The organism is Pandoraea captiosa (genome assembly GCF_902459775.1).
Classification (GTDB): domain Bacteria; phylum Pseudomonadota; class Gammaproteobacteria; order Burkholderiales; family Burkholderiaceae; genus Pandoraea; species Pandoraea captiosa.
Map to the genome: position 1 here is coordinate 841243 of NZ_CABPSQ010000002.1, position 26102 is coordinate 867344.

Annotated in this window: 23 protein-coding genes; 17 read left to right on the forward strand and 6 right to left on the reverse strand. The window is 64.1% G+C overall.

What is annotated here, in order from left to right; genetic code table 11:
- Positions 1-35: 35 nt before the first annotated feature.
- The 4 genes from PCA31118_RS09050 to moaA all read left to right on the forward strand — a co-directional run bounded on the left by PCA31118_RS09050 (position 36) and on the right by moaA (position 4622).
- A complete protein-coding gene (locus PCA31118_RS09050) occupies positions 36-1436 on the forward strand; it encodes a cytochrome ubiquinol oxidase subunit I (protein WP_044453901.1) in 1401 nt (466 codons plus the stop codon).
- A 4-nt stretch (positions 1437-1440) separates the two neighbouring features.
- A complete protein-coding gene (gene cydB / locus PCA31118_RS09055) occupies positions 1441-2448 on the forward strand; it encodes a cytochrome d ubiquinol oxidase subunit II (protein WP_150624884.1) in 1008 nt (335 codons plus the stop codon).
- Positions 2449-2467: 19 nt separating this feature from the next.
- Positions 2468-3379 (forward strand): bestrophin family protein, encoded by a 912-nt coding sequence (locus PCA31118_RS09060; RefSeq protein WP_150624885.1) that lies wholly within the window; start codon positions 2468-2470, stop codon positions 3377-3379.
- A 127-nt stretch (positions 3380-3506) separates the two neighbouring features.
- Positions 3507-4622, forward strand: coding sequence for a GTP 3',8-cyclase MoaA (gene moaA / locus PCA31118_RS09065; protein WP_150624886.1), 1116 nt, complete (start codon positions 3507-3509; stop codon positions 4620-4622).
- A gap of 96 nt (positions 4623-4718) precedes the next feature.
- Here moaA and PCA31118_RS09070 read toward each other — a convergent pair whose 3' ends face one another.
- Positions 4719-6167 (reverse strand): aminotransferase-like domain-containing protein, encoded by a 1449-nt coding sequence (locus tag PCA31118_RS09070; protein ID WP_150624887.1) that lies wholly within the window; start codon positions 6165-6167, stop codon positions 4719-4721.
- Positions 6168-6420: 253 nt separating this feature from the next.
- On the opposite strand from PCA31118_RS09070, the gene PCA31118_RS09075 reads away from it, so the two are divergent.
- The 8 genes from PCA31118_RS09075 to PCA31118_RS09110 all read left to right on the forward strand — a co-directional run bounded on the left by PCA31118_RS09075 (position 6421) and on the right by PCA31118_RS09110 (position 13931).
- On the forward strand, positions 6421-7344 hold the full coding sequence (locus tag PCA31118_RS09075; protein WP_150624888.1) for a LysR family transcriptional regulator: 924 nt from the start codon (positions 6421-6423) through the stop codon (positions 7342-7344).
- A gap of 266 nt (positions 7345-7610) precedes the next feature.
- Entirely contained in the window at positions 7611-7823 is a 213-nt protein-coding gene (locus PCA31118_RS09080) for a DUF1059 domain-containing protein (RefSeq protein WP_150624889.1), read from the forward strand.
- Between the two features lie 187 nt (positions 7824-8010).
- Positions 8011-8697 carry a GntR family transcriptional regulator gene (locus tag PCA31118_RS09085; protein ID WP_246190143.1) on the forward strand — a complete coding sequence of 229 codons (687 nt, stop codon included), beginning with the start codon at positions 8011-8013 and terminating at the stop codon, positions 8695-8697.
- A gap of 402 nt (positions 8698-9099) precedes the next feature.
- Positions 9100-10167 (forward strand): TauD/TfdA family dioxygenase, encoded by a 1068-nt coding sequence (locus PCA31118_RS09090; protein WP_150624891.1) that lies wholly within the window; start codon positions 9100-9102, stop codon positions 10165-10167.
- Between the two features lie 114 nt (positions 10168-10281).
- Entirely contained in the window at positions 10282-11175 is an 894-nt protein-coding gene (locus PCA31118_RS09095) for an ABC transporter substrate-binding protein (RefSeq protein ID WP_246190144.1), read from the forward strand.
- A 13-nt stretch (positions 11176-11188) separates the two neighbouring features.
- On the forward strand, positions 11189-12328 hold the full coding sequence (locus tag PCA31118_RS09100) for an amino acid ABC transporter permease (protein ID WP_150624892.1): 1140 nt from the start codon (positions 11189-11191) through the stop codon (positions 12326-12328).
- Positions 12329-12341: 13 nt separating this feature from the next.
- A complete protein-coding gene (locus PCA31118_RS09105; RefSeq protein ID WP_150624893.1) occupies positions 12342-13085 on the forward strand; it encodes an amino acid ABC transporter ATP-binding protein in 744 nt (247 codons plus the stop codon).
- Positions 13086-13196: 111 nt separating this feature from the next.
- Complete coding sequence (locus PCA31118_RS09110; RefSeq protein WP_150624894.1) at positions 13197-13931, forward strand: HD domain-containing protein; 735 nt, start codon at positions 13197-13199, stop codon at positions 13929-13931.
- Positions 13932-14005: 74 nt separating this feature from the next.
- Here PCA31118_RS09110 and PCA31118_RS09115 read toward each other — a convergent pair whose 3' ends face one another.
- On the reverse strand, positions 14006-14482 hold the full coding sequence (locus tag PCA31118_RS09115) for an Lrp/AsnC family transcriptional regulator (protein ID WP_044453918.1): 477 nt from the start codon (positions 14480-14482) through the stop codon (positions 14006-14008).
- 182 nt (positions 14483-14664) lie between these two features.
- Between PCA31118_RS09115 and PCA31118_RS09120 the strand changes: the two genes are divergently transcribed.
- The 3 genes from PCA31118_RS09120 to PCA31118_RS09130 are packed head-to-tail and all read left to right on the forward strand — an operon-like array spanning position 14665 to position 18468.
- Positions 14665-15939: a Zn-dependent hydrolase gene (locus PCA31118_RS09120; protein WP_150624895.1), complete on the forward strand. Its 1275-nt coding sequence runs from the start codon at positions 14665-14667 to the stop codon at positions 15937-15939.
- Between the two features lie 57 nt (positions 15940-15996).
- The gene (locus PCA31118_RS09125; RefSeq protein WP_150624896.1) at positions 15997-17229 is read left to right on the forward strand and encodes a diaminopropionate ammonia-lyase; all 1233 of its coding nucleotides are present in this window, start codon (positions 15997-15999) and stop codon (positions 17227-17229) included.
- A 42-nt stretch (positions 17230-17271) separates the two neighbouring features.
- On the forward strand, positions 17272-18468 hold the full coding sequence (locus tag PCA31118_RS09130; protein ID WP_150624897.1) for a M20 aminoacylase family protein: 1197 nt from the start codon (positions 17272-17274) through the stop codon (positions 18466-18468).
- Positions 18469-18507: 39 nt separating this feature from the next.
- Here PCA31118_RS09130 and PCA31118_RS09135 read toward each other — a convergent pair whose 3' ends face one another.
- Positions 18508-19251 carry a GntR family transcriptional regulator gene (locus PCA31118_RS09135; protein ID WP_150624898.1) on the reverse strand — a complete coding sequence of 248 codons (744 nt, stop codon included), beginning with the start codon at positions 19249-19251 and terminating at the stop codon, positions 18508-18510.
- 241 nt (positions 19252-19492) lie between these two features.
- Between PCA31118_RS09135 and PCA31118_RS09140 the strand changes: the two genes are divergently transcribed.
- Positions 19493-20947, forward strand: coding sequence for a 2-hydroxymuconic semialdehyde dehydrogenase (locus PCA31118_RS09140; protein ID WP_150624899.1), 1455 nt, complete (start codon positions 19493-19495; stop codon positions 20945-20947).
- A gap of 104 nt (positions 20948-21051) precedes the next feature.
- Here the strand turns inward: PCA31118_RS09140 and PCA31118_RS09145 are convergent, their stop codons facing one another.
- From PCA31118_RS09145 to PCA31118_RS09155, 3 genes are all read right to left on the reverse strand, one after another.
- Entirely contained in the window at positions 21052-22248 is a 1197-nt protein-coding gene (locus PCA31118_RS09145; RefSeq protein ID WP_150624900.1) for an aminotransferase-like domain-containing protein, read from the reverse strand.
- A 172-nt stretch (positions 22249-22420) separates the two neighbouring features.
- Complete coding sequence (gene amaB, locus PCA31118_RS09150; protein ID WP_150624901.1) at positions 22421-23920, reverse strand: L-piperidine-6-carboxylate dehydrogenase; 1500 nt, start codon at positions 23918-23920, stop codon at positions 22421-22423.
- Between the two features lie 44 nt (positions 23921-23964).
- Complete coding sequence (locus PCA31118_RS09155) at positions 23965-24990, reverse strand: DUF1338 domain-containing protein (RefSeq protein ID WP_150624902.1); 1026 nt, start codon at positions 24988-24990, stop codon at positions 23965-23967.
- A 187-nt stretch (positions 24991-25177) separates the two neighbouring features.
- Here PCA31118_RS09155 and PCA31118_RS09160 point away from each other — a divergent pair, with 187 nt between their 5' ends.
- Complete coding sequence (locus PCA31118_RS09160) at positions 25178-26101, forward strand: LysR substrate-binding domain-containing protein (RefSeq protein ID WP_150624903.1); 924 nt, start codon at positions 25178-25180, stop codon at positions 26099-26101.
- The last annotated feature ends 1 nt before the right edge of the window (position 26102 follow it).

Below are 26102 nucleotides of genomic sequence, written 5' to 3' on the forward strand. Positions count from 1 at the left end.
GCGCCCCGGCCGTTGCCTCACTTCAGAGAACGCTCATGGACATGTTAGATGCCCTACAACTGGCCCGATTGCAGTTCGCATTCACGGTCTCGTTTCACATTGTTTTTCCTGCGATCAGCATCGGTCTGGCGAGCTTTCTCGCCGTGCTCGAATGGCGCTGGCTGGCCACTGGCGACGAAGCCTACAAGGACATGTTTCTCTTCTGGTCGAAGATCTTCGCCATCGGCTTCGGCATGGGGGTCGTATCCGGTGTCGTCATGGCGTACGAATTCGGCACCAACTGGGCCGGCTTCTCACATGTGGCGGGCAACATCACGGGGCCGCTGCTGACTTACGAAGTGCTCACCGCGTTCTTCCTCGAAGCAGGGTTCCTCGGCATCATGCTCTTCGGATGGGAGCGTGTGAGCGAGCGTGCGCATTTCTTCGCCACGCTGATGGTCGCCGTGGGCACGCTCATCTCGACGTTCTGGATTCTCTCGTCGAACAGCTTCATGCAAACGCCGCAGGGCTATGCCATCGAGGCCGGGCGCATCGTGCCGGTCGACTGGTTCAAGGTGGTGTTCAATCCGTCGTTCCCCTATCGGCTGGCTCACATGACCATCGCGGCGTTTATCGTGGCGGCCTTCATCGTCGCGGCGTGCGGGGCATGGCACTTGCTCAAGGGGCGTCGCGACAAGCCCGTCAAGCGCAGCTTTTCGATGGCACTTTGGATACTGCTGGCGCTCGCGCCGATTCAGATCGTTGTGGGCGACGCGCACGGCCTGAATACACGCGAATACCAGCCCGCCAAAATCGCGGCCATCGAAGGGCTATGGGAAACGGAGAAGGGCGGCACCGCGCTTAACCTGTTCGGCCTGCCCGACATGGACGCGGAAGTGACGCGCTATGCCGTCAAGGTGCCGCATCTGGGCAGCCTGATCCTCACGCACTCATGGGACGGCGAAATCCGGGGTCTCAAGGAATTCGCCCCGCAGGACCGGCCGTATTCGCCGGTCATCTTCTGGACGTTCCGCATCATGGCCGGCCTCGGCATGCTCATGCTGCTCACGGCGCTCCTCGGCGTCTGGCTGCGCATTCGCGGAAAGTTCTACGAGACCCGCTGGTATCAGTGGATGGTGCTGTGCATGGGGCCTTCGGGGCTGATCGCATTGCTCGCCGGATGGATCACGACGGAAGTCGGGCGTCAGCCGTGGACCGTCTACGGCGTGCTGCGCACGACACAGTCCGTCTCGCCGGTGAGCGCACAGCAAGTCGGCGTGTCGCTGCTGATCCTCGTCGTCGTGTATTTCCTCGTGTTCGGCATGGGGGTGTACTACATGCTCAAGCTCATGAAGCAGGGGCCGAGCGAGAGAGCGGAGTATTTCGTGCGTCTGAAGCATCCGGGGCTGAACAACCGCGCGTTGTCGGAACCGTTCGAAGCCGTTCAGGGGGAGTGACGTCATGCATATCGATCTACCTGTGGTCTGGGCGGCCATTATCGGCCTGGGCGTGTTCATCTACGTCGTCCTCGACGGCTTCGATCTCGGCATCGGTCTGCTGTTTCCGTTCTTCGACAGCAAGAGCGAGCGTCAGGTCATGCTCAACACGGTCGCACCGGTGTGGGACGGCAACGAGACGTTTCTGGTGCTGGGCGGCGCCGGGCTGTACGGCGCGTTTCCTGTCGTGTACGCGACACTGCTCCCGGCAAACTACCTGCCACTGATCATGATGGTGGTCGGCCTGATCTTTCGTGGCGCCGCGTTCGAGCTTCGCGCCAAGGCACGCCGTACGCAACATCTGTGGGACCTCGCCTTTATCGGTGGCTCGGCGCTCGCGGCGTTTTGTCAGGGCGTCGTGCTGGGGTCGTTGTTGCAGGGCATCCGGATCGTGAACGAGCAATTTGCCGGCGGTCCGTTCGACTGGCTCTCGCCGTTCAGCGTGTTCTGCGGCATGGGCGTGCTCGTGACCTATGCAACGTTGGGGTGCGGCTGGCTCATCCTCAAGACGGATGGCGAGTTGCAGCGCAAGATGCGCCTGCTCATGCGCCCCATGGTCACGGTGCTGCTCGGCATGGTCGCGCTGGTGAGCCTGTGGACCGTGCTCGGCTTGCCGGGTGTGGCGCAGCGCTGGTTCGCCAGCGGCATGCTGGGGTGGTTCCTGCCCGTGCCGATTCTGGTCGTGGCCTGTGTGGCAGGGATCTTCCGTTCGGTGCGTCTGCGTCATGAAGCCGCGCCATTCGTGTTGACGCTTGCCCTGTGCTTTCTCGGATATAGCGGGCTCATCATCAGCATCTGGCCCAACATTCTGCCGCCGTCGCTGACGATCTGGCAGGCGTCGTCCAGCCCGCAGAGCCAGCGGTTCGCGCTCGTGGGCACGGCCATCGTGCTGCCGATCATTCTCGTCTACAACGCGATGCAGTACCGGGTGTTCCGGGGCAAGGTCCGCGAGCACGACGCCGGCTATCACTAACTTTTGAATTCACGCTGTCATGATTGTCCGGCCCAAACAAAGCTGGTTCCGTCTCCTGTTCGTCTGGAACGGTTCCGTCTTGCAGTCGATCATTCCTCAGCTTCTGTTCATGGGGGCGGTCAGCAGTCTCGCCGTCTTCACGCAGGGGCGAATCTTCGGCGAAAAGATCCCGCTCAACACCACGCTGCTCACGCTGTTCGGGCTCACGCTCGCCATTTTTCTGGCGTTTCGCAACAACGCCAGCTACGAGCGCTTCAACGAGGCGCGTCACCTGTGGGGGAATGCGCTGATCGCATCACGCGCGCTCGTGTCGCAATTGTTGTGCTACCTGCCTGCCGGTGGCGAGGCGCAGCGTCTGGCCGATCTCACCGTGGCCGTGACCTACGCGCTCAAGCACGAACTGCGCGACAGCGACCCCTATGACGACCTGAGCAAGCTACTGGGACCGGGGCAGGCGGCCTGGCTCGGCAACCGGAAGTACCGCCCCATGGCGATACTTCACCTGCTGCGTGAGCGCGTGACCCGCGCGCACGCGCAGGGGGTGCTCACGGACGCGCAGTTCTGGACCGTCGACGCGCAACTCGTCGACCTCGGCAAGACGATTGGCGGATGCGAGCGCATTGTGTCGACGCCGATTCCCTTCGCCTACAGCGTGCTGCTGCACCGCACGGTCTACACCTACTGCATGTTGCTGCCGTTCGGTCTGGTCGATTCGACGGAATTTTTTACGCCATTGCTGTGTGTGTTCATCTCTTACACGCTGATCGCGCTGGAGGCGATCGCCAACGAGGTGGCCGAACCGTTCAGCGTTGCGCCGAATGCGCTGGCGCTCGACGCCATGACACGCAATATCGAGCGTTCGGTGTTCGAACTCTGCGGGCGTGAGTTGCCTGACCCCGTGACCCCGAGGTTTCCCTATCAGCTGACCTGAGCGGGTGCCGGATGGCGGGGCGCAACTGTACTTCGCCACGCAGCGGCGAATTGTCATCCTTGGTAACGGATGGCGCGCCTATGCTGTGGACATCACTCCTCTTGTCTAGCCGAATACGGTCCGTCTCGTGAACGCCATCGTCGAAGCCCTCCCTGTTTCCGTGTCCGCTGCGTCAGCGCAACCGGTTGCGCACGGCGCGCCCGTCGCGGACCTGCGCGGGCGGCCGCTTCGCGATCTGCGTCTGTCCGTCATCGATCAATGCAATTTTCGGTGCACCTATTGCATGCCGCGCGACACGTTTGGCGCCGGGTATCCCTTCCTCCCGGCGTCGGCGCGCCTGTCGTTCGATCAGATGGAGACGCTTGCACGCGCCTTTGCGTCGCTGGGCGTCGACAAGATCCGCATTACCGGCGGCGAGCCGCTTTTGCGGCGCGGTGTCGAACATCTGATCGAGCGGCTTGCCCGTATTCCGACATGGGACGGCCGACCTATGGAGATTGCGTTGACCACCAATGGCGTGCTGCTCAAGGACAAGGCGCGTGCCCTGCGCGATGCCGGACTCACCCGCGTGACCGTGAGTCTCGATGCACTCGACGACGCCGTGTTTCGGCGCATGACCGACACCGATACGCCGGTCGCACGGGTGCTGGAGGGTATCGCCGCTGCCAGTGCGACGGGGCTCTCACCGGTCAAGGTCAATACGGTGATCGAGCGCGGCGTGAACGACAGTCAGATTGTGCCGCTGGTGCGCTACTTCAAAGGCACCGGGGTGGCGCTTCGCTTTATCGAATACATGGATGTGGGTGGTGCCGAAGGCTGGGACATGTCGCGTGTCATGACGGCCGAAGAAGTGCGCGATACGGTGGCTTCGATGTATCGGCTCGTGGCGACGGACACCGTGAGACCCGGCAGCACGTCCGTCAATTATCGGCATGAGGACGACGGCTCGGAAGTTGTGTCGGAAGTCGGCTTCATTGCCAGCGTTTCGCAACCGTTTTGCGGCGATTGCACACGGGCGCGGGTTTCCTCCGACGGGCAGCTCTATACCTGTCTGTTCGCCACCCAGGGCATGGACCTCAGGCCGTGGCTGAGCGACGGGGCGTCGCCGGCGCGACTCGCGGAGGCGGTTCGCACCCGTTGGCAGTCACGCGGCGACAACTATTCCGAACGTAGGGGCCAGCGCGGCGCGCACGGCGACAGACGTCAGTATCCGACGATTCGCATGTCATTGGTGGGCGGCTGAGGTGGCCGTAGCGCATGCCTCGTCCCCTCAGGCGTGTTGCGATCCATGCGCGCGAATCGCGAGCGATGAGACCGCTCACCGCTCGCTGTTCACCGTTCACCGCGCGCCCGGCGTCGGCACGCGCTGGCGTGCGCAGGTGCCTGCCAGTTTGCCGACCGTAATGACGGCCTGCTCGATTTCGGGCGACCACGGTGTGCTGTAGTTCAGGCGAATGAAGTTGGGGTAGCTGCCGGAGGCCGAGAACATGTATCCGGGCCCGATGGTAATGCCGCGTTCGAGCGCCTGCTCATAGAGCTTCATGCCGTCGACCGTGCGGGGCAACTCCACCCACAGCACGTAGCCGCCGGCAGGATTCGAAGGCCGCGTCCCCTCGGGGAAAAAGCGCGTCACGATGGCTTTCATGAGATTGGCCTGTTGGGCGTAGGTCTTGCGAAGTCGGCGCAGATGATGCTCGTATCCGTCGCGCTCCAGAAACTCCGCGATCGCGATCTGCGGGATGGACGCCGTCGTGAGCGTGTTCAGAAACTTCAGTTTCTCGACCTGATCCCGGTATCGTCCCGGCAGCGCCCAGCCGATACGGTAGGCCGACGCCAGCGTCTTCGAAAACGATGAACAATGCAGTACCAGTCCGGCGGTGTCGAACTGCTTGAGCGTTGTCGGATACGACTCGCCGTAATACAGCTCGTTGTATACGCCGTTTTCGATGATTGGCATCTCCAGCTCGGTGGCCAGCGCCACCAGGGCCCGCTTGGCATCGTTCGGCATCTCGAAACCCAGCGGATTCTGGAAATTCGGCATGACCATGCATGCGGCGATGCGCTGTTCCTTCGCGATGGCGGCGAGCGCCTGCACGTCGATGCCGCGCGCCGGATCGGTCGGAATCTCGATGGCCTTCATGCCCATGCGCTCGATCGCGTGCAGCATGGCGTAGAAGGTCGGCGACTCCACGGCCACCACGTCCCCCGGTTTGGCCACGGCCTGAAGGCAGAGATTGATGGCTTCCGTCGCGCCCACCGTCACGATGATCTCGGCAGGATCGACGCTCACCCCCTTCTCGGAGTAGCGCTTGGCGATCTGTCGGATCAGCTTGGGGTGACCGGGAGGCAGTGCGTTCTTCATGCCGCGCAACGAATCGTCGCGCGCGGCGGCGTACGCGTAGCGGTTGAGCTTCTCGAAGGGAAACGCGGCCGGGTCCGGATAGGGCGACCCCAGCGGAACGGCGTCGTTGGCGGAGATCGATCGAAGCGTGGACAGCACCAGCCGGCTCACGTCGACGGAAGCCGAAATGGCGATCGGTTTTGGGCTGGCCGGTGAGGCGAGTTGCGCGCCGCCGCCCTCGTGCGGGCTGACGAAGTATCCCGATTGCGGGCGACTGACGATCAGGCCACGGCTTTCGAGCAGCAGGTAGGCCCGGATCACCGTTGTAATGCTGATCTGGCGCTGCTGGCTCGTTTGCCGCACCGAAGGCAGACGTTCCCCGGGCTGATAGACACCTTTGCGGATCTGGCCTTCGATGTCGCCTGCCAGCGTCTCGTAAAGTCTCATTTCGTGCTCGCTCCCTGACGACGTCCCGCCCTGCGCCCCGGATTCCGATGGTCTGCGCGGGGCTCGCACAACTCTATCAGAACTGTACTCTTCGGATGTCGCCGTTTTTGTGCACTCACACATCGGTTTTCGAGCGCTAACCTTCAGTCAACAGATATCGAAGGCACGATCATGGCAACCGGAAAAGGACGACTGAAAATCACGCGAGCGGGCTTGCCCGTTCCCGTTCGAACGCCCACAGCGGGAGGTTGCGATGAACCTGCTTGAGGCCATGCGCGTATACACGCGCGTCGTCGAGCGTGCCGGCATTTCGAGTGCGGCACGCGATCTCGGCATCGGACAATCGGCAGTGAGCGAGCGCATCGAGCGTCTCGAACAGTTTCTCGGTTGTCAGTTGCTGCAACGCAGTACCCGGGCGTTCAAGTGCACGCCGGAAGGGGAGATTTTCTACACGCACAGCAAGCAGGTGGTCGAGGCCGCCGCGCAAGCGGTTTCCGAAGTGTCGCGAGACCATGCGCTGTTGAAGGGGTACCTCCGGATATCTGCGCCGCATTGCCTCGGCGAAGGCATCATTCCCGAGGCGTTGCGCCACCTGCGTGACGTTTGCCCGTCGATGACCTTCGACCTGGTGTTGGAGGATCGTGCCCTGGACCTGATCTCGGAAGGGGTGGACCTGTCGTTTCGACTTGGACGACTGACGGACGGGAGTTTCGTTGCCTGCAAGCTGGGGCAGGTGCCACGCATGCTCGTGGCCGCGCCGTCGTACCTGGCACGCGCTGGCGCCATTCACGGGAAAGACGACCTGGCGGACCACCCGTTCATTCGCATCAAAGGCGATTTCGACAACGAACTGCTGCCGCTGGTCGATCCCTGGGGGCACGAACGCGCCACGCCGATTCGCACGGCAATGACGACGAGCCATTGGCGGCCGATGTACGACATGCTGCGCAGCGCGGCGGGCATCGGCGTGGTCAAAGTGCCCGCGTGTATCGATTCGCTAAGAGACGGCAGCCTCGTGCCGGTGCTTCCCGGCTACGAAGTGCGTCCGCTGGACCTGCATCTTCTGATCCAGTCGAAGCATCCGTTTCCTTTGCGGATTCGGCTGGCCGTCGATGAGATCCGAAAATGCATGCCGGAGATTCTGATGGCCCGCGCGATGCCGGGAGATGCACGATGAGACATGCCGACGATATTCACGAAAGGACCCGACGCCGACGTCGACAGGCGTTATGGTTCGTTGCCCTGTGGTGCGCGGGCGTCGCGTTGACCGCTGCGGTGACATTGCCTCTGCATCTGCTCGTCGTCTGGGCGAGGTGAGCCGCGAATACCACGAAGTGCCCCGAGCGCAACGAGTGTCGCGCGGGGCGCCTGCGACCTATACTTTTTTTGAGCGAACGCCGTGTTCGCTCGCCCCGTCGCTTCGTTCGGTATCAGGAGACCATCATGACCCGCAAATACATCGATTGCCGGGAATTTCCAAGTGAAACGAACTGCTCCGTCGCCCTCAGCGCGGACTCGGAGAGCGAGCTGCTGGAGGCTGCCGTTCAGCATGCGGTGACGGTCCACAAGCACGCCGACTCCCCCGAGCTTCGATCACAATTGAAAACGCTCTTTCACGACGGCACCCCACCCGTCGAGACGCCGCGTCGCGGCTGATGTCAGCGAGAACGACCGACGCCGCGAGCCACCGATCTCCGGCGTTGCGTCCCTCGACGTCCTGCACCCGCGCTCGGTGCTTCGCGACATGACGAAGCCAGACGCTCCGTCGGGTACTCAAACGTATACGGAATGGCGCAACTGTATAATCCCCGTGCCATTCACTCCGGCCTTGTCCGACGTCTCCGTGACCCGATTCATTCCCGCGCACTCGCCCGCCAACAGCGATACCGCCTCGCTATCGACGGCAGAACGCGCCTATGCGGAAATTCGTCGGCAGATTCTGTCGGGCGAACTGTCCGAGGGCGCGCCGATTCGTCAGGACGAGATTGCGGCGCATCTGGGCGTGAGCAAGATTCCGGTGCGCGAAGCGCTGATGCGTCTGCAATCGGAAGGATGGGTGGTCCTCAGGCGCAATGCCGGGGCGTTTGTCACGCCGCTCACGGTGACGGACTGCGTCGAGATGCTCGACATGCGTATCGCGCTCGAATGTCGCGCGCTGGAACTGGCCGTGCCCAACATGGCGCCCAGCGATCTGGCCGTAGCGGAGCAGTGGCTCCAACGCTATGCGAACGCGGACACGCCACAGTCGTGGAGCGAACTGAATCTCGCCTTCCATCAGGCGCTGTACGCGCCGGCCAATCGTCCGCGTCTGGTTGCCACGGCATATGCCGCTCAGGAACGCATGGGGCGATTTCTGCGCGCGCATCTGTCTGCGGTCAACGATCACCAGCGCTCCACCGACGAGCACATCGCCATCCATCGGGCCTGTGCCGCCGGCGACACCAAAACCGCTGTCCGACTACTGCGCAAACACCTCGAACAAACGCAACGCGAAGTGATGGCGTTCTTCCGGCTGAACGCGAAGGCGTAAGCGTTACCCCAGTCTTTTCGTCATACGGTTTCATGACTCCCGGCGGTCGTCGGTTGCGTCAAATCGTATACGAAATGAATAAATAATATACGGCCCCATTTTTGTTCGCGTATAGTCCGGGTGACCCGGGTCATGTGTGCCCGGGCGGTCGGGCCGTCCCGCGTGGGATGTCGAGCCCGTCACCTGTCTCGCCCGTTGTGTGCCGACGAGGCGCTGTGTGCGCCCGCGTGGCCATGTGAAGCGTATCCAGGACACCTCGCCGCTGTGTTGTTTTCCAGGGCTAGGACTTTCCCTGATCCGACGCAACCCCTGATTGCCGGAATCGAGAACCTGGGTGTAATGTCTTTACATGTATATACAACGTAGGGCGAACGACTCATCCACATCTATCAGGAGGATTTCATGTCTGAATCGAAGCGTCTTCAGGGGGCTGCCGTGTGGCGCGGTGCCGAAATGCTGAACAACGACCGTTGGGTCAAGACGTTCCCGGCGGTGGTGCTCAATCAGATCGATGCGGCGGTGGAACAGACGCGCAACGTCGCCTGGCGCGACATCAATCGTCAGAACTTTCCGCTGCCCGACGCGGGCGCATTTTTCGACGACGTTCGCGAAGAACTCGAAAACGGTTCGGGCATGGTGAAGATCCGCGGCCTCGACGTGAGCCGCTACGACGCCGAAGCACTGCGTCGCATCTGGTACGCGCTCGGTGCGCATCTGGGCACGCCGATGTTCCAGAACTGCCGTGGCGAAGTCATGCGCGAAATCAAGGACGAAGGCATGGGCGTGGGCGCGAAGCTGTATGGCGCGACCGTCGACAGCTCGGGCAAGCAGTTCCTCTCGTCGGGCGCCCGTACGCTGTCTCCCGGCCAACTGCGCTTTCACACCGATCGTTGCGACGTCGTGGGCCTGTTGTGTGTGCGTCAGGCGTCAGAAGGCGGTGTGAGCAAGCTCGCCAGCAGTGCGACCGTCTACAACGAGATGCTCAAGCGTCGCCCTGACCTGCACGCTCTGCTGTGCAAGCCGATCCCGCGCAGCCGCTTCGGCGAAGAAGCCGGCGGCGAGCACATTGCCTACGACTTGCCGATTTTCGGCGTGCGAGACGGCAAGCTGACGAGCCACTTCTCGCTCACTTATATTGAGAACGCCCAGATGCTTCCGGGCGTGCGCAAGCTCAGCGACGCCGAGCATGAAGCGATCCAGATGCTCCTGGCGCTGGCCGAAGAAGAGTGCTTCCAGATGCGCTTCGCCCCGGGCGACATTCAACTGCTGAACAATCACATCGTGTACCACGGCCGCACCGCCTTCGTGGACGACGTGCAGACCGGTCAGGATCGCATGCTCATGCGTCTGTGGCTGTCGATGCCGAACTCGCGCGCGTTGCCCGAAGACCACGCCGTCCTGTGGGGCGACGTCGGCGCCGGCAAGCCGCATGGCGGCATTGCCCAACCCGCCGCCGCGTTGCCCCTGTAACCCCAATCCCCCAAGACCCCATGACCCTGTGATGCTGTGCCCCTGCAACGCTGCGATGCGGCGATGCTCGCAGCGCCGGACCCACAAACGCAAGACGCAAGGAGAGACTTCCCCATGACCCCGATCGAACGGCAGGACAAGAAACGCGCAATCCGCAAGACCGCCCCGCTGCGCACACTGCTCATTCCGCTCATGCTGGGCGGCCTCTGTGCGTTGTCGACGGCAGCCTCGGCGGCTCCCGACTACGGCAACTGTCAGGTCACCGGCACGCGCGGTTCGGTCAAGCTCGAAACGGTAACGCCGGGCGCACTGTCGGTGCGTCCCGTGCTACCGGCGCCGGGCTGGTGGAACGGCGACTCGCCCGACACCATCAAAGACGGCTTCGAGTACTGCATGGCCGCCAACATGGCCCACCGCGCCGGTCTCGATCGCGTGATCGTCGTCAACCGCTCGTTTGCGCAGGTGGTGGCAGGACAGGCCAAGGGCTTCGATATCGCGCTGAGCGAAATCACCATCACCGATGAGCGCAAGAAGGTCGTGAATTTCACCGATCCGTACTTCAGCTCCGATCAGGGCATTCTCGTGAAGACCGGCACGAAGGTCGACAAGGACAGCATCAAGAAGATGCGTCTGGGCGTGAAGCAGGGCACCACGATCCTGCCGTACCTGACGGACAAGGTGAAGGTCGCCGAGCATCCCAAGGTCTACACCGACGCCGCCGCCATGTACGCCGCCCTTGCTGCCGGTCAGGTCGATGCCGTGCTGTACGACACGCCGAACGTGCTGTCCATCGCGAAGAAGTCGGAAGGCCGTTTCGAAGTGGTGGGCCGTTACGACACCAGCGAACAATGGGGCGGCCTCGTCAACAAGGACTCGCCGAATCTCGCGGCGTTCAACAAACTGATCGCCGAGATGAAGAAAGACGGCACGTTCGACCGTCTGGCCACGCAGTATCTCGTGCCGAGCCTCGGTGCCGATCCCGCCAAGCTGCCTGTCCTGACGCCGTGAGGTCGCCACGACCATGAGCCAATCCACGCAAAAGGCGCCGGGGGCGATCCTCGGCAGCATGGGCCGGGAGCGTCGCCTGAACATCGGCGGCATGCCCGCCGCGCCCACGGTGTTGTGTCTGTGTGCCCTACTGGGGGCGGCGCTCGCCATCGCCAGCAGCATCTATACGATCATCGCGTTTCGTGAGGGGCTGCTTGCCAATCAGCTCGGCGGCTGGTGGGTGCCGGTGGGCACCGGCGTGCTCGGAGTGGCGTCGCTAGTCGTGCTCTGGCCGCTCGCGCGTGCGTTTGCGCGCTATCGGGACTTCGGGCGCGCCACGTCGCGGCGCGATGTCGTGGCGGCGCGCGTCGCGAAGTCGGAAGCCGGGGTGCAAAGCTGGATCACGCTGGGCTACACGCTTGCGCAACTGATCGTCGTGCTCGCGTTGCAGTTCGTCCTGGCGAACGATCTGGCGGTGGCGAAGACATTCTTCCTCGTGCCGCTGATCGTCAAGACGTTCCCGCTCGTGCTCGAAGCCTTCTGGGTGAACGTGAAGATTTTCCTGATTGCGGAAGTCTTCGTGCTGATCTGGGGACTGATCGTTGCGCTGGCGATGTTCGCCCCTGGCAATGCCGGCAAGCCGCTACGTTTCATCGCCACGGCCTATGTGGACATCTTCCGGGCGATGCCTGCCGTGCTGGTGATCTATCTGGTCGGCTTCGGTCTGCCGCTCACCGGCGTGCCGATCCTGAAGGATCTGTCGCTGACCACCTACGTGGTGATCGCATTGACGCTGACCGTCGGGGCCTACGTCGCAGAGATCTATCGCGCCGGCATTCAGGGCGTGCACTGGTCTCAGGTCGCCGCAGCCCGCTCGCTCGGCCTGTCGTACACGCAGACGCTGCGCTTCGTGGTGCTGCCTCAGGGCATTCGTCAGATCATTCCACCGCTGCTCAATGCCTTCATCGCGTTGCAGAAGGACACGGCGCTCGTGAACGTGGTCGGCGTGATCGACGCTTTCAATCAGTCGATGGTGATCGCGTCGAACCACTACAACCTGTCGGCGGCAACGACCGTAGCCATTCTGTTCATCATCATCTCGGTTCCGCAGGTGCGTTTCGTGGAACGGATGGCAAAACGCGACCGTGCCCGCATGCGTGCGGGTGGCGCCTGAGGAGCGAACGACCATGTCATTCATCGAGATTCGCGACATTGCCAAGTCGTATGGCGACGTGTCGGTCATCAACGGTCTGGCGATGACGGTGGAAGAGCATCAGGTGGTTTGCCTCATCGGGCCGTCCGGCTCCGGCAAGTCGACGCTGCTGCGCTGTATCAACGGCCTGGAGCCGATCGACGCGGGCGAGATTCTCGTGCACGGCGAGCGCATTACCGGCCCGGGTGTGGACGTCAATTCCCTGCGCCGCGATATCGGCATCGTGTTCCAGGGCTACAACCTGTTCCCGCACATGACCGTGCTGGAGAATGTGACCCTTGCACCGATCCGCGTGCTCAAGCAACCCGGGCGCGAGGCGCAGGCCCGTGCGATGGCGTTGCTCGAACGCTTCGGTCTTGCGCACAAGGCGAACGAGTACCCTGACCGCATGTCGGGCGGACAGCAGCAGCGCGTGGCCATCGTACGCGCGCTGGCGATGGATCCGATGGTGTTGTTGCTCGACGAAATCACGTCGGCGCTCGATCCCGAATTGGTGTCCGAAGTGCTCAACATCGTGCGCGATCTGGCGCAAGAAGGCATGACGATGCTGCTCGCCACGCACGAGATGGGATTCGCACGCGAAGTGGCGTCGAAGGTTTGCTTCCTGTGTGACGGAGCGGTCTGCGAAGAAGGGCCGCCGGAGCAGATCTTCGGCGATCCGCAGCAGGAGCGCACGCGCGCGTTCCTGCGCAGCATTCGTCAGGCAAAGCGCCTTTGACGTACAACGGCAGGTAACGTTGGACGCGCCCCGAAGATCGGAAGGTCTTCGGGGCTTTTTCGTTGTCCGCGGGTAAAATCGTGTGCTTTGCATCGACGGTCTTTACATCACATGCTCGCGCACGCCTTCACCCCCTACGAGTCGACGATTACCGCCGTGCTGGACACGCTGGGCATGGCGGCACACGCCGACAGCGACGACGGTTCGCACGACTGGTCGCATCTCATTCGCGTGTGGACGCTGGTCAAGGAGATCGCGGCGCAGGAAGCGCGTGAAGCGTACGACGCGCGCGAATCGTCCGAATCGTCCGAATCGTCCGAATCGTCTGAATCGGCGATCGATCTGGAAATGCTCGCAGTGGCCACGCTGCTGCACGATTGCGTGGCGGTCGAGAAGAACGATCCGCGTCGCGCGCAGGCCTCGCGCCTGTCAGCCGACAAGGCGCGCGGCATCCTGCAGGCGATGGGCTGGGCGGCCGGGCGTATCGACGCCACGGCGCACGTCATCGAGGCGCATAGCTTTTCGGCGGGCATTGCGCCGAACTCGCGCGAAGCCGGTATCCTGCGCGACGCCGACCGGCTCGACGCCATCGGCGCCATCGGCATCGCGCGCACGTTCTATGTCGCGGGGCGCATGGGCTCGCGCCTGTACGACCCGATCGATCCGTTTGCCGGGGACCGGGCGCTGGAAGATCGCCGCTTCGCACTCGATCACTTCGAGGCAAAGCTCTTTCATCTTGAGGACGGGCTCACGACGAACGCGAGCAAGGCCATCGCGCGGCGACGCGTCGCAACGATGCGCACGTTCGTCGAGATGCTGCGAGAGGAAATCGGCGCTACGTCCTGAGCGCGCGCTTCGCGGCGTTTTGCTCGCCGGCCGCCGCTCGTCGATCGATATCGGCGCTCTGCGCCCAGTGCCCGTCAGCGCGCGGCGACGGCGTCGAGCGGCACTTCCAGCCCGACCTTGACGTTGCTCATCGAGACCAGCGTCTTGAAGCGCTTGACGTTGTTGCTCTCGAAGAACAGCGCTCGCGTGAGCGCCGTGTATTGCGCCATGTTCTGCACGACCATGATCACCACGAAGTCGCATTCGCCTGCGACGTAATAGCACTGCTGCACCTGCGGGCACGCCAGAAAGCTGCGCTTCATCGCGTCGAGCAGGTCGAGGCGCTCATTCTCGACCTCGACTTCCGTAATGATCGTGAGCGGATAGCCCACCTGTTCCGGGTCGACGAGCGACACCGTCTTGCGCGTCACCCCTTCGTCCGCCAGTTTCTTCAGTCGCCGGTTCACGGCGGCCGACGAGAGATTCACCTGCGCGCCGAGCGCGTGCTGGGGTGTCGTCGCGTCTTGCTGGATCGCCGCGAGCAGGGCGATGTCGTAGCTGTCGAGGCTCATGGTGCGCAATAAAAATTCGATCGGGACGCCAAAAACGCGAAAATCGTACGCGCTCTCCGGAATATTATTCAGGCAGCCGGATGATACTCCGCTAGCGGTAACTTCGCGGATCGCCGCAGTGGCACATCATCTGCGGCATTTGCTGAACGTCTTCCCATTCCGACAAGTACAACGACCGACTCATGTCCGACACGAAAGCCTGCGCCCTCCGTCTGAACGGCCCCGTCATGTTGCAGCAACTACGCGAACTCGGCGAAATCGGTGCCGACCCGGTGGCAGGCGGCCGTACGCGCGTTGCGCTCACCGATGACGAGAAGGCGGGTCGCGATCGCGTCGTTGCGTGGATGCGCGCGCTCGATCTCGATGTACAGATCGACCGCATCGGCAACATCTTCGGCACGCTGCCGGGCGAGAGCGGTGCGCGCGACGCCTCCGGAGCGAAGCCGCGCCCCCTGATGATGGGCTCGCACATCGATACCGTCATCAACGCCGGTGCGCTCGATGGCTGCTATGGCGTGCTCGGCGGTCTGGCCGTCGCGCGGGCATTTCGCGAGGCGGGCATCGTGCCGTCGCGTCCGATCACGGTCGCGGCATTCACCAATGAGGAAGGCGCGCGCTTTCACCCCGACATGATGGGGTCGCTGGTGCACGCGGGGGGCTTGTCGGTCGACGAGGCGCTTGACGCGATCGGCACGGATGGCGCTCGTCTGGGCGACGAACTCGTTCGCATTGGCTATGCCGGCGACATGGAGCCTGGCACGCTCGTGCCGCACGAATATCTCGAACTACACATCGAACAAGGCCCGATTCTGGAAGCGGAAGGGCTGGAGATCGGCGTCGTGGAACGTTTGCAGGGCATCTCGTGGCAACAGATCACGGTGCAGGGCAACGCGAACCATGCGGGCACCACACCGACGCACCTGCGTCACGATGCCGGTTACGTCGCCGCCGCGGCCGTGGCCGAACTTCGGCGCATTGCGGTCGAGTCCGGCACGACGCTCGCGACCGTGGGCACCATGAAGTTTGAGCCGGGTGTCATCAACGTAATTGCGCGCAAGGCGGTATTCACGGTCGACATGCGCGACCCGAACGACGAACGTCTCACGCAAAGCGAAGCGATGCTGGCCGATTTTCTCGCGAGGATGGCGGCCCAGGAAGGGGTTCGGGTATCGACCGAGCGGCTCGCGCGATTCGCGCCGGTTGTCTTTGATGCCGAACTGGCAGATGCCATCGAGGCCAGCGTGAAGCGCATGGGGCTGTCGTACCGGCGCATGACGTCGGGCGCGGGTCACGATGCGCAGATGATCGCGCGCATCGCGCCTGCCGCCATGATTTTCGTGCCGAGCCGGGGCGGCATCAGCCATAACCCGCGCGAGCATACCGACGACGATCAGCTCGTACGCGGTGCCGAAGTGCTGCTCGATGTCGTGGCCCGACGTCTCGGCGTCGCGCAGTAATCGCGTAGTAATTGCGTGAGCGTTTTTCGTATCTCTCGCCCTACCGGAGCCCCCCGAATGCTTTACCTCAATCCGCATGCCGCGCGTGCGCCATATCCGTCCGATCTTCAGGACATCATGAGCATTGCCCGCGCCGGGCAGAGCCGCGAATGGCTTTCGCATTGGGACGGTCTGACGCCCGGCAGCACGCCGCTGCGTTCGTTGCCCGATCTGGCGGCGTCGCTCGGGGTGCGCAGCGTGCTGGTCAAGGACGAGGCGCAGCGCGCCGCGCTCGGCAGCTTCAAGGCGCTCGGTGCGCCCATCGCGCTGGTTCGCCTGCTGTTGCGTCGGTTCGAAGGGCAAGGCTTCACGGCCCGGTCGCTGTTCAGGGGCGAGCATCGCGACGCACTGAGCGGATTTACGGCGATCAGCGCCACGGACGGCAATCACGGCCGCGCGCTGGCCGCAGCGGCGCAAAGCATCGGTTGTCGCTGTGTCATCGTCCTGCACGCGCATGTCAGCGACGAGCGCGAGCAGGCGATTGCCGCGTACGGCGCGCAGATCGTACGTATCGCGGGCAATTACGACGAGTCCGTCGCCGAAGCGGCGGCGCTGGCCGCGCGCAACGGCTGGTATGTCGTATCCGATACGTCCTACGAGGGATATGAGGTCATTCCGCGCGACGTCATGCAGGGCTACGGCATCGTGGCGGCGGAGGTCTGCGAGACGCTGGCGCACGGCGCGGCGCAACAGGACGCGGCGTGCCCGGTCACGCATGTCTTCGTGCAAGGCGGCGTGGGCGGCCTGGCGGCGGGGGCCGTGAGTTATCTCTGGGAGCGATGGGGTGCGTGGCGCCCGACGTTCGTGGTCGTGGAGCCGGAGCAGGCCGACTGTCTGTATCAGAGCGCCCTGGCAGGCAAGCCGGCATCGGCTTCCGGATCGGTGGATTCCGTGATGGCGGGGCTGGCTTGCGGCGAAACATCGCCGCTCGCCTGGCGCTTCCTGCAATCGTCGGTCGATGCGTTCATGACGGTCACCGATGCGCAGGCCGTGCAGGCGATGAAGCAACTCGCGCGCGGCAGTGACAACGACGTGCCGTTCGTCGCGGGCGAATCGGGTGTTGCCGGGCTTGCCGGACTGATGCACGCGGCGGCAACACCGGCGACGGCGGCGGCGCTGGGCCTCACGCCTGACGCGCGCGTGCTGCTCATCAGTACCGAGGGCGCGACAGCGCCGTCGGTCTATGCCGCGCTCGTGGGAGAGTCGGCATCGTCGGTCACGCAACGCCAGCAGGCGTGGCTGGCACGTTAACATCACCATCGATGTCACCATCGATCACGGCAGGGGGTAGGGATGCGTCAGGACATCGTGCAAGACACCTATTTCGCAAAGGCGCTCACCGGTTGGCGGCATGCCTTTCATCGTCAGCCGGAGACCGGATTCGAGGAAGTCTCGACGTCGCACACGGTCGCGACGATTCTCGAAAGCCTCGGGCTGGACGTGCATCGGCACATTGGCGGCACGGGCATCGTGGCGAATCTGCGGGTCGGTAATGCGGACGGAAGCGGTAGCGGCAACGGAGCGATCGGCATTCGCGCCGATATGGACGCGCTGTCGATCGCCGAGCACGCGCCGGGGCGCAGCTACGCGTCGCAAGTGCCCGGCAAGATGCACGCATGCGGTCACGACGGCCATATGTCGATGGTGCTGGGCGCGGCGAAATTGCTCGCCGAGTCGCGCGACTTCAACGGCACCGTGCGCTTCATCTTCCAGCCGGCGGAGGAGCACGGCCGTGGCGCGAAGGCGATGATCGCGGACGGCCTGCTGGAGCGCTTCCCCATCGATGCAATCTACGGGGTTCACAACATGCCCGGCATACCGACGGGACGCATTGCCACGCGCACCGGCGGGATCATGGCGAGCGAGGACAACTTTGTCATCCGCATCCGCGGCAGGGGCACGCACGCGGCGCGGCCTCACATGGGGGTGGATCCGCTGGTGATCGGCGCGCAGATCGTCGTGGCGCTACAGACGGTGGTATCGCGCAGTGTCGACCCGGGGGAATCGGCGGTGGTGTCGTGCACCGAGTTCATCACGGACGGCATCCGCAATGCGATCCCGACGAACGTCGTGATCAAAGGCGACACACGCAGCTATACACCCCACGTGCAGCAACTGCTGGAGACGCGCATGCGCGAGATCTGCATGGGTATCTGCGCCATGCACGGCGCGCATTGCGAGTTCGAGTACACGCACGAGTTCGCACCGACGATGAACTGGGCGGAGAACACGGCGCTGGCCGTGCGTGCCGCCACGGTCGTCGCTGGCGAGGCGATGGTTGACGCAGACGTCGCGCCGGTGATGGCGTCGGAGGACTTCGGTGTGTTCTTGCAGCACGTGCCGGGCAACTTTGCCTTCATCGGCAACGGCAGTGGCGACGAACCGGGGGCGATTCCGCTGCACAACGCCTGCTACGACTTCAACGACGCGATTCTGCCGCTCGGCGCGCGTTACTTCGCACAGATCGTGCGCGACAGTCTGCCGCGCTGAACGGCTGCGGGGCGGTAGCGGGAGCGGTGGCTGCGGCCGTTAGCGAACGGTCGCGAGCGGTACGGTCCCGGCGTTGATCACGGCGTCGGGCAACTCGCGCACCGCTTCGAGCGTCTTGCGAATGTGTGCCGCAAGCAACGCCGCCGCCTTGTCGGCGTCGCGTGCGAGACAGGCGTCGAAAATCGCCTGATGCTCTTCATGCACGTCGCGCGGCACCGGACGGTGCGTGATCGACAGGCGGCGATAGCGCTCCGACTGGCGATAGAGAATCGCCAGAAAGTGATGCAGCCAGCGCGACGGACACGCGCGAATCAACACTTCGTGAAACGCGCGGTTGCGCGTCTCCCATTGGGCAAACCGGCCGCCGTCGCCGGTCTTGTCGTTCGCCGGATCTCCCAGCCGCTCCTCGGCGAGCGTGAGCAAATGGAAGGCACTCGTCAGGTCGGCTTCCCACGTGTCGTCGCCAAGCGCCACGGACTGACGAAGCGCTTCGGTCTCCAACTGCACGCGTGTCTCGGTGATGTCGATGAAGTCGGCCAGCGAGATGGGCGTGACACGAAAGCCGCGATGTCCGTGCTGGACCACGAGGGCGTCTGCGACCAGTAGCGCCAGCGCCTCGCGCAAGGTTCCCGCGCCCACTTCGTAACGATCCTTCAGGTGCTCGACGCGCAGCTTCTCCCCCGGCGCGAGATGCCCGTCGACGATGTCGCTGCGCAAGCGCAGGTAGGCGCTTTGGGCCAGCGTGGCATCGGCGCTCGGAACGGAGGACTGGGGACTGTGCATGGGTAAGCGGTGTTACGGCGGTTCAGGAGGAAAGTGCCGGTCGGCGCGGCGTGTCGAGATTATACGGAGCTTCCGGGGGATTTTCGCAAAGTTGACAAATAATCGAGATAATAAAAAATTCTCGAGAAAATATTGACGGGAATCGGTCGGCGGATTTATCGTGTGCGTCATGTCGGCGTCGCTTCTCTCGTGAGGCGGCGGCGTCGCCCGCATCCATCCAAGACATCAGCGAGAGTGAGACATGAAGGATTTCCGCAACTTCATCAACGGCGAGTGGGTCGCCACCGCCCGTACCTTCGAGAACCGCAACCCTGTCGACAACAGCCTGATCGGCCACGTCCACGAAGCCGGACGCGACGAAGTCGACGCCGCGGTGCGTGCGGCCCGCGCGGCGCTGCAAGGTCCCTGGGGCAGCATGACGGTCGCGCAGCGAGTGGAATTGCTGCACGCCGTCGCCGACGGCATTAACCGTCGCTTCGACGATTTCCTCGCCGCCGAGATCGCGGATACCGGCAAGCCGCATGGCCTCGCGAGCCATCTCGACATCCCGCGCGGCGCCGCGAACTTCAAGGTGTTCGCGGACATGATCAAGAACGTGCCGACGGAATCGTTTGCGATGACGACCCCCGACGGCGGCAACGCGCTGAACTATGGCGTACGCACGCCGCGCGGCGTGATCGCGGTGGTCTGCCCGTGGAACCTGCCGTTGCTGTTGATGACCTGGAAAGTCGGTCCTGCGCTCGCGTTCGGCAATACGGTGGTCGTCAAGCCCTCGGAGGAAACGCCCGCCACGGCAACGCTGCTGGGCGAGGTAATGAACGAAGTCGGAGTGCCTGCCGGGGTGTACAACGTCGTGCACGGCTTCGGCCCCGAGTCGGCGGGCGCGTTCCTCACCGAGCATCCGGGCGTCAACGGCATCACCTTCACCGGGGAGACACGCACCGGCGAAGCCATCATGAAAGCCGCGGCCAACGGCGTGCGCCCGGTGTCGTTCGAGCTGGGCGGCAAGAATCCGGGCATCGTTTTCGCGGACGCCGACTTCGACAAGGCCGTGGCAGGCATCACGCGTTCGGCATTCGATAACAGCGGTCAGGTGTGCCTGGGCACGGAGCGGGTGTATGTGCAGCGCCCGATCTTCGAGCGCTTCGTGGCGGCGCTCAAGTCGCGCGCCGAATCGCTGAAGATCGGCGACCCGTACGCCGAAGGCACGAACTTCGGTCCGCTCGTCTCGCAGGTCCATCGCGAAAAGGTGTTGTCGTACTACGAGAAGGCCCGTGCGGAAGGGGCGACGGTCGTGACCGGCGGCGGGGTGCCCGACATGCCGGCGTCGATGAAGGACGGTGCATGGGTGCAGCCCACGATCTGGACGGGGCTGCCGGAAACGGCCTCGGTCATTCGTGAAGAAATCTTCGGACCGTGCTGCCACATCGCACCGTTCGATACCGAAGAGGAAGTGATTGCCATGGCGAACGCCACGCCGTACGGTCTGGCGGCCACTGTGTGGACGTCGGACGTGAGTCGGGCGCACCGCATGGGCGCCGCGCTCGAAGTCGGCGTGTGCTGGATCAACGCATGGTTCCTGCGCGATCTGCGCACTGCATTCGGCGGCGCCAAGCAGTCGGGCATCGGTCGCGAAGGCGGTGTGCACTCGCTGGAGTTCTACACCGAACTGCGCAACGTCTGCGTGAAGCTGTAAGCAGCGCACATGAAAGCGCCAAGGGCCTCGTCAGCCATCCCTTGGGGAGCTGACGAGGCCCTTGCGTTACGACGGGGCGCTTACCTGTCTTATACGAGTTTGACTTACCCGAGTGTCACCTGCATCGCACGTGCCAGACGTGTCACGCCTTCTTCGATCGCCGTCACGGCCGGTGCCGCGAACGACAGTCGCAGCGAAGCCTCGTCGGCCTGCTCGGCAAAGAACGCCGTGCCCGGCACGAACAACACCTTTTCCGCAATCGCATTGGGCAGCAGTTCGCTTGTCTTGAGCGCCGCGAGACGCGCCCACACGAACATCCCGCCCTGGGGGATATGGAACCGGATGGCGTCGCCGAGTTTGGCTTGCAGCGCCTGGCACAGGGCGTCGCACTTGAGACGGTAAGCCTCGGTGATCTTCGGCAGGTGGCGCGTGAGCGAGCCTTCCGCGAGATACTCGGCGGCCACCGCCTGCGTCCATGGCACGCTGCACAGATCGACGGTCTGCTTGGCTACCACGCAGCGTCGCGCGATCTCCGGCGGCGCCACCGTCCAGCCCACCCGCAATCCCGGCGCCACGATCTTCGACAGGCTCGAGAAGTGCACGACCCAGTCGCGCGAGCCGGGCACCTCTGCCGTCAGGCCGAGCATCGTCGGTACGGCCTCGCCAGCGAAGCGCAGGTCGCCGTAGGGATCGTCCTCGACAATCACGAAGCGGAATTCCACCGCCAGTTTCAGCAACGCGAGACGTCGTTCGCGCGAGAGCGTCGCGCCGGTCGGATTGGCGAATGTCGGCACGGTGTAGAGCAGTTTGGGCGTGGCGATCTTCCCTTCGCGCAGTAGCGCTTCCAGATGGCCGACGTCCAGTCCGTCGGCGTCGACCGGCACGGTCACGATCGTCGCCTGCTGCAGACGCAGCGCTTGCAACGTGGCGGGATAGGCCGGTTGCTCGGTCACCACCACGTCGCCCGGGGCGACCAAGACGCGCAACAGCAGATCGAGGCCCTGTTGCGAGCCCGTCGTCACCAGCAGTTCTTCCGAGGCACAGGGCGAACCGCGTTGCGCCATCAAGGCGATGAGTTGTGCCTTGAGTTCCGCGAGTCCGTCCGTCGGGCCGTATTGCAGACAGCGCGTCGGCAGGGAGAAGGCGCGGGCTTGTGCGGCGGCAAGACCATCGACGTCGAACAGCTCGCTCGCCGGGTATCCGCCCGCAAACGAGATCATGCCCGGCTCGGACAGGTACTTGAACAGTTCGCGAATCGGCGAACCCGCCGGATTGGCGAAGGAAGACGTGAAAGCGTACATGGGGGCCTCGCTGATCGAAGCGTGACGTGAGAAGGCTGGTGAGAGAGCGTTGTGGCCGAACGCCATCGGGCGTCCGGCACGGCCGACGGTGCGGCAGAGGGTGCGGCAGCGCCGGGGCATCGTGCATCATCGCGAGGGACGATGATTGGCGCCCCGGCGCTGCCGGCGCGACTTACTCGATCGAGAAGTCGATGCCTTGCGCGAGCGGCAGGGCGGAGGAGTAGTTCACGGTGTTGGTCGCGCGGCGCATGTAGCCCTTCCACGCGTCCGAGCCCGACTCGCGGCCGCCGCCGGTTTCCTTTTCCCCGCCGAATGCGCCGCCGATTTCCGCGCCGCTCGGACCAATGTTGACGTTGGCGATGCCGCAGTCGCTACCGGCCGACGACGTGAAGCGCTCGGCTTCGCGCAGGTCGTTGGTGAACACGCACGACGACAGGCCGTGCGACGACGCGTTATTGGCGTCGATGGCCTGTGCGAAGTCGCTGTACTTGAGCACGTAGAGAATCGGCGCGAACGTCTCCGTGAGCACGACCTCCGTTTGCGACGGCATTTCGACGATGGCAGGCTTCACGTAGAAGCCGCCTTCGTTGCCGGCGACGACATGACGCTCGCCGCCCGTCACCTTGCCCCCTTGGGCGCGCGCCTGATCGAGCGCGCTTTGCATGCGCTTGAATGCGCCTTCGTCGATCAGCGGTCCCATCAGCGTGCCGCGCTCGAGCGGGTTGCCGATGGCGACCTTGCCGTACAGCGTCTTCAGGCGCTCGACGGTCTTGTCGTACACGCTTTCATGCACGAACAGGCGACGAAGCGTGGTGCAGCGCTGACCGGCCGTGCCGACGGCCGAGAACAGAATGCCGCGCAGGGCGAGTTCCGGGTTGGCGCTCTCGGTCACGATGCCGGCGTTGTTGCCGCCGAGCTCGAGAATCGAACGACCGAAGCGGCGCGCGACTTCCACGCCGACCTTGCGGCCCATTTCGGTGCTGCCCGTCGCGCTCACGATCGCCGAGCGAGGGTCGGCAACGAGGGCCTCACCGACGTCGCGACCGCCGATGACGAGCGCCGTCAGGCCCTGCGGGGCGTCCCCGAATTCGGCAATGACTTCTTCCATCAACTTATTGACGGCGAGGGCGGTCAGCGGCGTCTTCTCCGACGGCTTCCACACGACCGCGTTGCCGCACACGAGGGCGAGCGCAGCGTTCCAAGACCACACGGCGACCGGGAAGTTAAAGGCGGAGATGACGGTGCAAACGCCCATCGGATGCCACGTCTCGGCCATGCGGTGGCCCGGGCGCTCCGAGGCGATCGTCAGACCGTACAACTGACGCGACAGGCCCACGGCGAAGTCGCAGATGTCGATCATTTCCTGCACTTCGCCCAGGCCTTCCTGCAGGATCTTGCCCGCTTCGAGGGTGACGAGCGCGCCCAACGCCTGCTTGCGCTCGCGCAGCTTTTCGCCGAGCAGGCGGACCAGCTCGCCGCGACGCGGGGCCGGCACGTTGCGCCATGCGGTGAAGGCGGTTTGCGCGCGCGCGAGCGCGGCCTGTGCATCGGCCACCGAGGCGCTCGCCACGCGGCCGATCAGCTCACCGTTGATCGGCGAGTGCACGGCGATGTCGCCCGTCTCGGCCAGTTTGGCAATGCCCAGTTCGTTGAGAATGGAAGTCGCGTTCACGTGAATATCCTTTTGGAATTTGCTGAAAATCTGCGCGTTGGTCGTTACTTGGCGTTCGCCGTCATCTTGAAAATGCCCTGGGCGTTGCCTGCGTCGAAACGCAGGTCAAGTTTCCAGCAACGCCCGGCAGTGTCGTACTCGCGATGACGCGTAATGAATTCGTAGAACGAGCCCGGCACGTCGCGCGTGACGATCTCGCCGTTCTTCCCACGGAATTCGCGACGCACGGTGTCGGCGCGGTAGGCGGTCTGGAACACGCGCCCCGAGCGCGAGCGCTCGACTTCGGGTTTCATGGGCCGGCCCTTTGCCTTCTCGGCGTCCGACAGGGCGAAGACGTCTTCCACGCGGTCCGTGGCGTGGTTGAAAGCGTTGCCCTCCGTCGCGATCCATGCCATTTCGGCCGATTCGGCGAGCAACAGTTCGTAGTCGGCTTCGCTCGGCACATCATGCTGGCGGGCGAATGCGCCGACGATGACGGGAAGCAGGCTCTGGGCGCGTTCGAGCGGCAGCGTGCCGTCGCGCTCCAGTTCCCATAGCTGAGCGACGGCCGTCGGCGTGAGCGGGTCTTTCGACGTGCCGACCACGCGCGACACGGCTTGCTGGAACGTCTCCGAGAAGCGCTCCGGGTGCAACTCGCTCACAAAGAACTGCGAGATTTCGTCGGGACAGTCTTCGTGGGCGTAGGCGCGGCCCGTCATGCCCAGCCGGTCGAGCGGGTAGCGACCGTTCAGCCGGAAGCCGAGCGGGCGCAGAATGCGCGTGAACGCGGCTTCTCCCGGGGGCAGCGCGCCGTTCTCGTCCCACCGCACGGTGCGCAGCGCGCCATGGTCGAAGTACACGCTGCCGCCGGTGGCAATCGTCTCTTCGGTATAGGTACGGCCGTTCTGCGAGCGCTCCAGCAGCCCTTCGAACAGCGCCATGTTCATGGCTTGCGCGAGTTCGGCGCGGGTGACGCGGCCGAATTCGAAGTCGGCGAGGATCGACGGAGCGTTGAGCGTGGCGAAAAGGGCGTCGGTACGGGCCTTCCCGATCAGGGAAACCAGCAGCGACTCCACGTTGGCATTGCGCATCGGTGAGTCTCACAGGCAGGGGCGCCGTCTTCGTCAGCGCCGCAGGGTATCAGGGGAGGGCATGAAGGACATGATGCAATCACAGGACCATCGCGCCATGCCATCTTGCAGTGACAGCATTATTGGAACGGATGGCTTGCCCGTAAAGCGAGATAAAATTGCCACTTGATGCGTTTTTGGAATCAACATGCGCAAATTCAAGACCCCCGGCACGGCGGCGCTGCTTGCCTTCGAGGCCGCTGCCCGGCACGAAAGCTTCACCCACGCGGCGCGCGAGCTGTTTCTCACGGAGAGCGCGGTCTCGCGTCAGATCGCCACGCTGGAGACGCAACTGGGCGTACGCCTGTTCGTACGCGCCAAGCAGCGCGTCGTGCTCACGCGCGCCGGCCGGCTGTACGGCACACAGGTCCGGCGTACGCTGGAGCAACTCGATCGCGACACGCTGGCGATCATGGCGCACGGCAGCGGCGGTGGGTCTCTCGAACTGGCGGTGCTGCCGACATTCGCGTCGGAATGGTTGATTCCGCGCATGAAGGACTTCGACGACCGACACCCGGACGTTCGCGTGAACATGGGCGTGCACACCGACCTCTTCGCCTTTGGCGAGACGCACTTCGAGGCGGCGATTCACTTCGGGCAGCCGACATGGCCCGGCACATCGTCGGACTACCTGTTCGGGGAAGAGGTCGTGCCGGTCTGTCGACCGTCGATATTGAAAGGGCCGGTTCGCACGGCCGCCGACTTGCTGACGTATCCGTTGCTGCACTCGACCACGCGCCCGAGCGCCTGGACGCAGTGGTTCGCCGAACAGCGCATCGACGACCATCGCGCGTTGCAGGGCGTGCGCTACGAACTGCACACGATGCTGATCGCCGGCGCGGCGGCCGGGCTGGGCATTGCGCTGGTGCCCAAGTTCTTCGTCGAGGGGCAACTGGCGACGCTCGGCCTCACGATTCCATTCGACGTGAAAAGTGTGGCCGAGTCGGCCTATTACCTCGTCTATCCGACCGAGCTTACGCACGGACAACCCCTCAGCGTGTTTCGCGAGTGGCTGCTCGATCAGGCCAAGGCCTATCGGCCGACGTACCGTCCCGACTACCGGCCTGGCTAGG